This window comes from Phenylobacterium sp. (assembly GCF_031412415.1).
GTDB lineage: Bacteria > Pseudomonadota > Alphaproteobacteria > Caulobacterales > Caulobacteraceae > Phenylobacterium.
The window spans coordinates 18506-28752 of sequence record NZ_JANOCX010000059.1; the positions used below are offsets into that span (position 1 = coordinate 18506).

The 10247-nt window shown below is 70.1% G+C and carries 12 protein-coding genes; 5 read left to right on the forward strand and 7 right to left on the reverse strand.

Annotation, left to right across the window (positions count from 1 at the left end; all coding sequences use genetic code 11):
• Positions 1-10: 10 nt before the first annotated feature.
• The 4 genes from RMO04_RS02935 to RMO04_RS02950 form a co-directional block, all read right to left on the reverse strand.
• Positions 11-1345 (reverse strand): epoxide hydrolase, encoded by a 1335-nt coding sequence (locus tag RMO04_RS02935; RefSeq protein ID WP_309643298.1) that lies wholly within the window; start codon positions 1343-1345, stop codon positions 11-13.
• Positions 1346-1420: 75 nt separating this feature from the next.
• Entirely contained in the window at positions 1421-2362 is a 942-nt protein-coding gene (locus RMO04_RS02940; protein WP_309643299.1) for an enoyl-CoA hydratase/isomerase family protein, read from the reverse strand.
• 115 nt (positions 2363-2477) lie between these two features.
• Entirely contained in the window at positions 2478-3203 is a 726-nt protein-coding gene (locus RMO04_RS02945) for a hypothetical protein (RefSeq protein WP_309643300.1), read from the reverse strand.
• A 44-nt stretch (positions 3204-3247) separates the two neighbouring features.
• Entirely contained in the window at positions 3248-4336 is a 1089-nt protein-coding gene (locus tag RMO04_RS02950; RefSeq protein ID WP_309643301.1) for an MBL fold metallo-hydrolase, read from the reverse strand.
• A 321-nt stretch (positions 4337-4657) separates the two neighbouring features.
• On the opposite strand from RMO04_RS02950, the gene RMO04_RS02955 reads away from it, so the two are divergent.
• The gene (locus RMO04_RS02955; RefSeq protein WP_309643302.1) at positions 4658-5371 is read left to right on the forward strand and encodes an SDR family oxidoreductase; all 714 of its coding nucleotides are present in this window, start codon (positions 4658-4660) and stop codon (positions 5369-5371) included.
• Positions 5372-5430: 59 nt separating this feature from the next.
• On the forward strand, positions 5431-5682 hold the full coding sequence (locus RMO04_RS02960) for a 4-oxalocrotonate tautomerase family protein (protein WP_309643303.1): 252 nt from the start codon (positions 5431-5433) through the stop codon (positions 5680-5682).
• On the opposite strand, the gene RMO04_RS02965 is transcribed toward RMO04_RS02960, so the two are convergent.
• Together RMO04_RS02965 and RMO04_RS02970 are read right to left on the reverse strand one after the other, a co-directional pair.
• Positions 5679-6617: a LysR family transcriptional regulator gene (locus RMO04_RS02965; RefSeq protein WP_309643304.1), complete on the reverse strand. Its 939-nt coding sequence runs from the start codon at positions 6615-6617 to the stop codon at positions 5679-5681. The genes RMO04_RS02960 and RMO04_RS02965 overlap by 4 nt on opposite strands.
• A gap of 37 nt (positions 6618-6654) precedes the next feature.
• Entirely contained in the window at positions 6655-7287 is a 633-nt protein-coding gene (locus RMO04_RS02970; protein WP_309643305.1) for a sensor histidine kinase, read from the reverse strand.
• A 225-nt stretch (positions 7288-7512) separates the two neighbouring features.
• On the opposite strand from RMO04_RS02970, the gene RMO04_RS02975 reads away from it, so the two are divergent.
• Entirely contained in the window at positions 7513-7767 is a 255-nt protein-coding gene (locus RMO04_RS02975) for a ferritin-like domain-containing protein (RefSeq protein ID WP_309643306.1), read from the forward strand.
• Between the two features lie 50 nt (positions 7768-7817).
• Here the strand turns inward: RMO04_RS02975 and RMO04_RS02980 are convergent, their stop codons facing one another.
• Positions 7818-8810, reverse strand: coding sequence for a nitrilase-related carbon-nitrogen hydrolase (locus RMO04_RS02980; protein WP_309643307.1), 993 nt, complete (start codon positions 8808-8810; stop codon positions 7818-7820).
• Between the two features lie 279 nt (positions 8811-9089).
• Here RMO04_RS02980 and RMO04_RS02985 point away from each other — a divergent pair, with 279 nt between their 5' ends.
• Together RMO04_RS02985 and RMO04_RS02990 are read left to right on the forward strand one after the other, a co-directional pair.
• Positions 9090-9506: an organic hydroperoxide resistance protein gene (locus RMO04_RS02985; RefSeq protein ID WP_309643308.1), complete on the forward strand. Its 417-nt coding sequence runs from the start codon at positions 9090-9092 to the stop codon at positions 9504-9506.
• 6 nt (positions 9507-9512) lie between these two features.
• On the forward strand, positions 9513-10247 hold a 735-nt coding region (locus RMO04_RS02990), incomplete at its 3' end, for a redoxin domain-containing protein (RefSeq protein WP_309643309.1).

The following is a 10247-nucleotide window of genomic DNA, read 5'->3' on the forward strand; positions in this document are numbered from 1 at the left end:
CGCTGTCGGATCAGAGGGCGGCGCTCGACGATCCGCGGCGCAGCGGCGCGAAGGCGGCGCGGAGCTCCGCCGCAAACAGCTCGGGGTATTCCCACGCCGCGAAATGGCCGCCCTTCTCGCCGGGTTGGAAGTAGACCAGCTTGCGAAAGGCGCGCTTCGCCCAAGTTCGCGGGGGGCGGTAGACCTCGTCCGGAAACACGGTCACCGCCACCGGCACAGAGATCTGGTCTGTTTTCTGGGAGCCGGCGCTGATGAGCTCCTGCCCGCGATTTTCCCAGTAGATCCTGGCCGAGGAGGATGCGCTGTTGGTCAGCCAGTAGAGCGTGAAGTTGTCCAGCACGTCATCTCGTGTCGGCGACTGGTGGATATCCTTGCCGTACGACCAGTGCGCGAACCCGGGATGCATGAGCATCCATCCGGCCAGGCCGGCGGGCGAGTCCGTCAGGCCGTAGCCGACGGCTTGCGGGCGCGCGTTCATCATTTTCACATAGGCGAGGTTTCCGCCCTGGCCGAAGGCCTTGAGCTGTTCGACTGTCGCCCGTTCTTCGGGCGACAGTCCCGCCGGGAGCGGACCGCCCCCGAGCGCGGGGCCGACATCGTCGGGTATGGTCGCCGGCAGGTTGGTGTGGATGCCGAGAAGCCCGGAGGGCGCTTGGCGCCCCATGGCCTGGACCACGCCCGCGCCCCAGTCCCCGCCCTGGGCGAAATAGCCCGTGTAGCCGAGCCGCGTCATCAGAACGTCCCATGCGAGGCCGATGCGCTCCGACCCCCATCCCACGACGGTCGGCTTGGCCGAAAAGCCGAAGCCGGGCAGGGACGGGATGACGACATCGAAGGCGTCCTCGGCCCGGCCGCCGAACGCGGTCGGATCCGTCAGCGGGCCAATGAGCTTGATCTGCTCGAAGACCGAGCCCGGCCAACCGTGGGTGATGATCATTGCCGCCGCGTTCTCATGCCGCGAACGAACGTGGATGAAGTGGATGTCCACGCCGTCGATGCTGGTCATGAATTGGGGCAGGGCGTTGAGCGTGGCTTCGGCCTTGCGCCAGTCGTAGTCGCCGCCCCAGTACCGAACGAGCTCCTGCAGGTCGGCCAGTCTCGCGCCCTGCGACGTGTCGCCGACGGTCTCCTTGTCGGGCCAGCGGGTCATCCGCAGGCGCTGGCGCAGATCGGCCAGGGCCTGTTGCGGAAAACGAACGTGGAACGGGCGGATGGCGGCGCCGTCCTTGGCGGCTCCGGCTCCGGCTCCAGCGGCCTCGGTCGCGGGCAACATGCTTATGGCCCCGGCGGCGGTCGCGGTCGCGATCACGCCGCGGCGGGTCGGGGGTTGGAGCTTCGTGTACATCTCACTCTCCTATCGGGTTGATGGGTATGGACTCGGGCGACCTGACCGCGGGCGGCGCCCGCGGCGGGGCCGCGCTCACTCGCGGTACTTGGCGGTCTGCTGGTTGAGGTCGCGCTCGAGTTCGCCCGGCTGCTGCAGGCCTCGGGCGACCAGCGCCTGCACGCGCGCCTGGGCGGCGGGCCGCTGCACCGAGGTGATGAAGGCGTCCCAGCCCGCGCGCATTTCCTGGTCGGGCGGCAAGCTGGCCTGGTCGACGAGGCGCTTGGTGTCGGCGATCGCCTGCCGATCGAACGAGGCGATGCGCGTGGCGAGGCCATCGACGAAGGCGTCGAGGTCGGCGTCCGGAAGCGCGCGGTTCACATAGCCGTAGCGCTCCGCCAAGTCGCCGCCGAACGCGTCGGCCCCGATCAGGATTTCGAGGGCGCGGCCGCGTCCCACGAGGCGTGGCAGGCGCGCCATTGGGCCGCCGCCCGGCGCGAAGCCCGCGCCGACCTCGAACTGGGAGAGCACCGCCCTCTCGCGGCTGGCGAAGCGCATGTCGGTCGCGAGTACGATCTCGCTGCCGATGCCGCTGGCGCGCCCGCGGATGGACGAGATGGTGACCGCCTTGAGCCGCGCGATGCGGACCATGAGGTCGGGAACCGGATGCAGGCCAGTGGGGCCCGGCGCCATGCCGGTGGAGTCCTCCAGCGGTTTCAGCAGATCATAGTGCGCCATGAAGTACCCGGGCACCGCGCTGTCGAACACGACGACCTTCACGCTGGCGTCGGCTTCGATCTGGTCGACGATCTGGGCCAGCCGGCGGATCTCGGCGGGGCCGGTGATGTTCAGGGGCGGGTTGCTGAAGGTGACGCGCCAGAAGGCTGGCGTGTGGCGCGTCAGGCGGATCGGGGACGTGGCCGATTGGGCTTGGGCTTGCGCGGCGGGGCTGCTCTCGACGGGCGCGGTCAGGCCGGGCGCCGGGGCTGCCAGCGCCGCCGAGACCAGGAGCCAGGCCATCATCTTCGGTCTGTTCACGGATCGCTTCCCAGTTTCGCCGGCGCGGCGCGCCGGATCGACGGAGATCAGACCCGACGCCCTGGCCGAGATCGATTGGACCAAGGTGTCGCCGACACCAAAGGATCGGGTGCGGTCAGAACAGGTCATAGCCGCTGAGGTCGATGGAGACGGTGTTGAACGACAGGTCCACCGTGCCGTCCGGGCGACGCGGATAGACGCGGCGCCGCGTCGGGAACTGGAGGCCGTCGATGGCGACATAGTCGGAGACAAGGTGGGCGGCGGTGTTGTCGGCCCACACGTCGACCGCATAGTCGTGGCGCCGAACGAGGCCGTCCGCGCCCACGTAATAGCGCTGACGCCGCGAATGGGAGTGGATGTGCTCCGGAAACAGGATCTCCACCCCGCGCAGGAGCTCCCCGTCCCATTCGACCGGCGGCGCTTGGCTGACCTCGTAGCCGGGGTCCGCGAACACGAAGGGCGTCGCCAGGTAGGTCCACATCGCGTAGCCGTTGAAGTAGGCGAGGTTCAGCGGGTCCCAGCGGCCGTCCTGGCTGCGGTCGAAATGCGCTCGCCCGTCGAGCCGCCCGGCCACGACCTTGCCCGCCGCGGTGGTCACCTCGACGGCCTGCGGTGTCCAGGTCATCGTCCAGTCCGGCTCGCCGAAGGGCGAGACCCGCGTCCACTGCCGGCCAAACCGGCTTTCTGCGCGGCGCGGCACGGGTGGGATCGGCGCCCCCTTGAGCGGCCAGAGCGCGCCGCCGGTCAGGATGGTGCACGAGACGCCCTCGGCCGCGCGCCATCGGTCGCCCCCGTGGGCTTCGAGCATTTCGGCCAGCAGGGCGCGGGCGATATCTGTCATGGCGTTTGTCCTTCTTCGATCACGGTCGTCGCGAGGCGGGGAACTCAGTCGATCCGAAGGCTCTGCTCCATCGCGTAGCACTGGTCCCAGATGTAGACGTCGAAGGCGGCGAGACGCGTCCGCCAGGTCGGGGTGAGCGCGTTGACGCACTTGGCCGCCACCCGGTCGATGTAGTTGTCGAACACCGCCCAGGGGTTGGTTCTGTCGTCCGGGTCGATCTCCGCCCCAGGAGCTGTGCTCTGCAGGGCGGCGGAGGCCGCGGCCTTCAGGTCGACCATGAAGGCCCGTTGCGCGCGCACGTCGGCGTGCGTCCCCACCCGGCCGACATGGCCGCCCACGAAGGTCTCGAAGGGGATCTCGTCGATCTCGGCCACCTGCTGGAAGTAGCCGGGGACGTCCTGCGCCAGGGCGAAGCGGCGCCAGGGCATCCAGCCCGGGAACACCACGTCGACCACCATCAACGTCTTCTGCTCCGGGGCCCAGATGAAGATGTTGCCGGGCTGGTGGGCCACGCCGCGATAGCTCAGCTCAAGGGTCTGGCCGCCCGCCTTGAGGACGTAGCGGTCCTTGAAGGTCACCGTTGGGATGGGCCGGCGGGGGTCCTTGGCCCGCAGAAGCAAGCGCTTCGTCTCATCATGGGCGACGAGGATGGGCTTGCCGCCGAGGTCCGAGGCCCCGCCGATATGGTCGATGTGCGCATGGCTGTAGACGATATGGGTGACCGGACGATCGGTGACCTCCGCGATCGCCTGGCGCAGGCGCTTCGAGTAGGCCGGCGGCGCGTCGACCACCACGACCCCGGTCTCGTGGACCAGGAACATCGACTGGTAGGCGTTGTCGGTCACCAGGTAGAGGCCACGACCGAGGTCCTGGAGCCGGTATCCCTTCGCGGCGTCGATCGGCGGCCCTGCCGCGCCCTGGGGCAGCTGCAGGTAGCGGTCCGGCCTGACGCCGATCGGCGCCATCGCCGGCATGCCGGCATAGGGCGCCCCCGCCGCCCCGGGCGGCGCCTCGGCGTGGGCGGGCGCCGGCCCTCCCAGGCTCAGCGCAAGGGCGATGACCGCGCTCACGGAACCGATGGCGACGCCGCGCGCGCGCTGAGATCTCGGGCGTGTCTGCGAGGGCTGAAACACGGTCTTTCTCCTGCCGATGGGCAGGGCCGTCAGGGCCCCGCGGGTCCAAGGATCGGTCGCGCGCGGCAAAGGCGGAATTGCACTTAGGTGTCCCCGATACCTTCGTGTGCTTGCGCCGCGGGCCCCCGGGCGCGCTCGTATGTCGTTGTCCACGCAGGGAAACGGGTGGTCTGACGCGGACGATCGCACGGGCGATCTCTCCACGGCGCGCAAAGGAGTTCGTCGCCGGACGGCGCTACGGGCCCGCCGTCAGATCTCCCACCTCCTCGTCATCGCCGGCCCTCGACATCGCCGGATCACGCAGAAAGGAAGACCAAGATTATGAGCAGCCAATCCAAGGTCGCCGTCATCACCGGCGCCTCCCAAGGCATCGGCCTGGGCCTGGTCCAGGCCTACCGGGACGCGGGCTATCGTGTCGTCGCAAATTCACGGTCGATCCGTCCGTCGGAGGACCCCGACGTGCTGGCGTTCGCCGGCGACATCTCCGACCCGGCGGTCGCCGAGCGCCTGATCGCCGAAGCCGTCGCGAGCTTCGGCCGGGTCGACACCCTGATCAACAATGCCGGCGTCTTCACCGCCAAACCCTTCACCGCGTTCACGGCCGAGGACTGGGCGGCCAACATCGGCACCAACCTCGCGGGCTTCTTCTTCATCACCCAGGCCGCGATCCGCCGGTTTGAGGCCCAGGGCTCGGGCCATGTCGTGCAGATCAGCACGAGCCTGGTCGACAAGCCGATCCGCGGCGTTCCCGCGGTGCTGGCGTCGCTCACCAAGGGCGGCCTCAACGCGGCCACGAAGTCCCTGGCCATCGAATATGCGGGCCGCGGCATCCGCGTGAACGCCGTGGCGCTGGGCATCATCAAGACGCCCATGCACCCGCCGGAGACCCACGCCGGATTGGCGAGCCTGCACCCACTGGGGCGCCTGGGAGAGATCCAGGAGGCCATCGACGGCGTGCTCTATCTGGAGAACGCCCAGTTCGTGACGGGAGAGATCCTGCACGTCGATGGCGGCCAGGCCGCCGGCAACTGGTGACTGAACGGCGGGCCGGCCTCGGGTCGGTCCGCCGCCACCCTGAAACAGAAGAGAACCCCATGCCGATCGTCAACATCATGATCACCCGCGAAGGCTCGGGCCCGGAGCGGCAGGCCGCCACCGCCGAGGAAAAGGCCCGACTGTTCAAGGGGGTCAGCGATCTCCTTTTGGACGTGCTCGGCAAGCCCCTGGATTCGACCCATGTCACGATCCAGGAGATCGAGACGGAGAACTGGGGTCGCGGCGGCCTGCCGGTGCTAGAACACCGCGAGGTTCTGGCGGCCCGGGCCAGGGGCGAGCCGAAACCCTAGGCCGTCTCTCCCGCCGGCCCGCCCGTGCTCAGCGCCGCGAAGGCGCGCCGCAGGCGCGGCGCCGCGAAGTCGAGGAAGGCGCGCACCCTCGGCGAGGGCAGGCGGGCAGGCTGGACGATGAGGTGGACGGGGAGGGGCGCGGGCTCGTCGTCGGCGAGCACGATCGCCAGCTCGCCGCGCCGTACCGCTTCGGCGGCATGGTAGGAATAGACCCGCGTGAGCCCAAGGCCGGCGATGCTGGAGGCGATGGCCGCCGGCACGCTGTTGACCAGGATCCGGGGAGCGAAGGTCACGGTCCGGGCGCCGGGCGATCCGGCCCCGGCCGGAAACACCCAGCGATCGACGCCAAAATTGTCCATGGCCACGATCTGGTGGCCCGCGAGGTCGCCCGGCGTGGCGATGGGCGGCGCCGTCGCCAGGTAGCGTGGGGCGCCGACCACCACCCGGCGGACGTCGGCGCCGACCTTCACGGCGACGAGGGTCGAGTCCGGCAGATCGCCCACGCGCATCGCCACATCCACGCCCTCGTCGACCAAGTTCACCGGCCGGTCGAGGAGCAGCAGCCGCGCCGAGACGCCGGGGTGGGCTTTCAGGAAGCTGTCGAGGATCGGCCGCAGGATGTCCTGCCCGCTGACCGGCGGCGCCGAGAGGGTGAGCACGCCGTGGGGTGTTTCGCGTCCGCCGGCGACGAGCGCTTCGGCGTCGGCGAGCTCGGCCAGAATCCGGCGGCAGTTCGTCGCATAGAGTTCGCCGGCCTTGGTCAGGCGCATGGCGCGAGTGGTGCGCGCCAGGAGCGGCGCGCCCAGATACCGCTCAAGGGCGGCGACGGCCCGGGTGATCGCCGCGGGAGACCGCCGCAAGGCGCGGCCGGCGGCCGACAGGCTGCCCTCGTCCAGGACGGTCACGAACACACGCATTGCCTCGAGGCGGTCCATGGCGTCGTCCTCCTGCCGGGCTCGTCCTGGTGGCGCCCTAGCACGAGGCGATGGACGGACCCTCCGGAATCTGAAGCCGCGCCAGGCAGCCGCCGGGCAGGAACGTCCACTCGACGGTCCCGCCAAGTTCGGCGGCGAGCACGTGGGTAAGCCGCGAACCGCGGCCCGGGATGGGGTCGCAGGGCGCGCCGCCGTTGTCGCAGACGAGGCAATGGATCTGCCCGGCGTCCCGCGCGACGCGCACCAGGATCGCCCCCGAGCCGCCCGCGAGCCCGTGCCTGGCGGCATTGCGCACGAGTTCCGCCAGGATGAGCGTCAGCCGCCAGGCCCGATCGTCGGAGAGCCAGATCTCCTCGGCCTCCACGGCGAAGCGGACGCCCCTGGCCGAGAATGTGGACGTCGCCAGCAGGGCGCAGAACCGGCCGACATGGTCGGCCAGGTTCACGAGGCCGCGGGCCGGGGGAAGTAGTGCGCGGTGCGCCTCGGCCTGGGCGCGAAGTCGATCGGCCGCAGACCTTAGGGCGTCGCGCGCCGGCGCGCCGGCGACAAGCGCCGCGGCGAGACGGAGGGAGGAGATCGCCTCGGCATACTCATTGACGACCCGATGGCTGATCTCCTCCACGAGACAGAGGGACGCCGGCGCGGGCAGGGGGCCTTCCTCGAGTGTCATGGCGATCTCCCCGGACGCCGACGCGCTGCGCGCGGGCCGGCGGACCGCGCTCATGAGACGAGAGGCCGGGCGGCCGATCCATTGCACGAAGGTGTCGCCGATACCTTCGTGCCATCGACGCGCGGGACCCGACCCCTTCCATGGCGGCGACCGGCCCGCGGCCACTGCGCCTTGGCGCGCACCTGGCCTCGGCGCTCGGGCCCTGGCTCATCCTGGAGAACCGCCATGACGGCAAGACCAGCCCTTGAAGCGGCGTCCCGGCCGCCGCCGCTCGGGGAGAACGCGGGCGAGAAACTCGCGGCGGTCCTCAACCCGCTGCTCGGCGACACATTCGCGTTCGCGCGGCGGCTGCGCGAGCTCCACGGCGTCTGTGACGAGCTGGGCGATCTGGCCACCGCGAGCCTTCTGGACGGGTGGCTCGAGGCGGCGGAAGGCCGCCTTTGGAGTCTCAGGGCGATGCTTGAGGGCGGCGCGGGCTGACGACCCGCGTCTCCATCCCAGGGCCGCGCCCGCAGCGCCGGAGGCGGTCCCTAACGGACCTCTTTCGCCTTGGCCCTCTCCACCTTTGACGAGAGGCCGCGGGCCGCGGCCTCGATCGGTTCTCGCAGGGGCGGGGCGGGCGCACGGTCGATCCGCAGGCTCAGCAGTTCCGGGCGGCCGTAGTGTCCGCGGGCGTCCATCAGCCGCTTGCGCAGCACGATCTGAGCGAAATCCAGGTCGGCGATCACCTCGCCTTCGCCCGACAGACGCGGTTCGCCGATGAGTTGGCCGTCCGGGCCCGCGATGGCGGTGAAGCATCCCCCGGAAATCGGCCCGACCGGCCCGCCTGTGTCCGCCGCGATCCGCGCCTGCTGGTCGGCGTCGAGCCACGCCGAGGCGCACACCACGAAGCAGGCGGATTCCAGGGCGTGCTGGCGGATGTTCACCTCGGTCTGACCCGAAAACACTGCCCCGAAGATCGAACCCGGATACATCGCTGAATGAATCTGCTCGCCGTCGGCGATCAGGGCGTACCGGGCGAGCGGCATGTAGTGCTCCCAGCAGGCGAGCTGGCCGATGCGGCCTGCGGCGCTGTCGACCGCGCGCAGGCCGGAGGCGTCGCCCTGACCCCAGACCATCTTCTCATGGTAGGTCGGCGTCAGCTTGCGGCGGCGCTGGATCAGCGCGCCATCGGCGTCGAACAGAAGCTGGGTGTTGTAGAGCGTCCCGCCGTCGCGCTCGTTGACGCCGATCGAGACGACCATGCCAGCCTCGCGCGCCGCGGCCCCGATCGCCTCGGTCTCGGCCGAGGGCACGGTCACGGCCTCCTCGATCAGGCGCAGGTGCTCCCTCGCCATCTGGAAGGGCGCCTGCAGGAAGGCGAAGTAGGGATAGTAGGGGACAAGGGTCTCGGGGAAGGTCGCGAACCGAACGCCCTGCGCGCCAAGCGCGGCGATCTTGCGGACGACCTTTTCCACGGTGCCTGCCCGGCTGTAGAGAACCGGGCTCATCTGCACGGCGGCGGCCTTGACGGTGTCGGCCATGGTTGGGCGCCTTCCGGACTTGCTAGGCAGGCCGCGCGGATGCGGCCCGTTCACCGATGAGGTGACGCCGCCGTCCCGCCCCCGCCATTGCACTTTGGTGTCGCCGCCGCGGGCGGACGGCCGCGCCGGTCCACGGTCCTGGGCGAAGGCCCCAACCAAGGTATCGCCGACACCTTGGTCCAATGGTTCGCGCCGCGCCGTTGTTTACCTGAAGGGCTTCCAGGCCGCCCCACCGGCCAGAGGGTTTGGGGGCGGCCGCACGCCAGAAGGAATCGACCCATGACGCACATCGATCGCGTGCTCTACACCGCCCGCACCCACACCACCGGCGGCCGGGAGGGCGCCTCGCGCAGCGACGACGGCCAACTCGACGTCAGGCTCTCGTCGCCGGGCGGACCACGCCCCGGCACCAATCCGGAACAGCTCTTCGCCGCGGGCTGGTCTGCCTGTTTCGAGGGCGCGATCGGCATCGCCGCCCGGCGCATGAAGGTCGCGCTGCCGAGCGACCTCTTCATCGACGCCGAGGTCGACCTCGGCGTCACCGACGAGGCCTATGTGCTGCAGGCCCGCCTGAACGTCAGCCTGCCCGGCCTGGAGCCGCACGTGGCCCAGGCGCTGGTCGACGCGGCCCACGAGACCTGCCCCTACTCGAAGGCCACGCGCGGCAACATCGATGTCCAGATCACGTTGATCTGATTTCAGATGATCCGTCTTCATCTCGCCGGCCTGGCCGGGGTTGTCGCGCTCGCGGCGGCCTGCAGCCTGCAAGACCCCACAGCGGCGACGGCGAAGGCCGTCTCCCGGCCAGCGGCTTCGCCCGCCTTGCGCTCGCTGATCGGCGCGAAGGCCTGGCTGAACACGTCCCCGCCAGGGCCCGAGGACCTGCGCGGCAAGGTCGTCCTGGTGAACTTCTGGACCTACTCCTGCATCAACAGTCTGCGGCCCCTGCCGTACCTCCAGGCCTGGGCAGAAAAGTACAAGGACCGCGGTCTTGTCGTGATCGGCGTCCATACGCCGGAGTTCGCCTTCGAGCGGGACCACGCCAACATCACCCGCGCGAACACCGCGCTGGGCGTCACCTATCCGGTGGTGGTCGACAGCGACTACCGCGTCTGGCGGGCGTTCGGCAATCAAGCCTGGCCGGGGTTCTACTTCCTCGACGGGGACGGTCGCGTCCGTCGCCGGATCCTGGGCGAAGGCGACTATGCGAACTCGGAGCGTGTTCTCCAGCAGCTGCTCTCGGAAGCCACGGGCAAACCCGTCACCGACCCCATACAGCCGGTCGCCGGCGCCGGACCGCAGATGGCGGCGGACTTCGATCACCTCCGCTCCCCGGAGACCTATCTCGGCCATGCCCAGGCGACCGGCTTCGTCTCACCGGGCGGGTTCAAGCGAGATGCGCCGAGCACATACACGACGGGCACGGCGCTGGACCTC

Excerpts from the sequence above, each read along its gene's own strand:
- RMO04_RS02935 (WP_309643298.1), bottom strand. The coding sequence starts at position 1,345 with ATGTACACGAAGCTCCAACCCCCGACCCGCCGCGGCGTGATCGCGACC.
- RMO04_RS02945 (WP_309643300.1), bottom strand. The coding sequence starts at position 3,203 with ATGACAGATATCGCCCGCGCCCTGCTGGCCGAAATGCTCGAAGCCCAC.
- RMO04_RS02955 (WP_309643302.1), top strand. The coding sequence starts at position 4,658 with ATGAGCAGCCAATCCAAGGTCGCCGTCATCACCGGCGCCTCCCAAGGC.
- RMO04_RS02960 (WP_309643303.1), top strand. The coding sequence starts at position 5,431 with ATGCCGATCGTCAACATCATGATCACCCGCGAAGGCTCGGGCCCGGAG.
- RMO04_RS02965 (WP_309643304.1), bottom strand. The coding sequence starts at position 6,617 with ATGGACCGCCTCGAGGCAATGCGTGTGTTCGTGACCGTCCTGGACGAG.
- RMO04_RS02970 (WP_309643305.1), bottom strand. The coding sequence starts at position 7,287 with ATGACACTCGAGGAAGGCCCCCTGCCCGCGCCGGCGTCCCTCTGTCTC.
- RMO04_RS02975 (WP_309643306.1), top strand. The coding sequence starts at position 7,513 with ATGACGGCAAGACCAGCCCTTGAAGCGGCGTCCCGGCCGCCGCCGCTC.
- RMO04_RS02980 (WP_309643307.1), bottom strand. The coding sequence starts at position 8,810 with ATGGCCGACACCGTCAAGGCCGCCGCCGTGCAGATGAGCCCGGTTCTC.
- RMO04_RS02985 (WP_309643308.1), top strand. The coding sequence starts at position 9,090 with ATGACGCACATCGATCGCGTGCTCTACACCGCCCGCACCCACACCACC.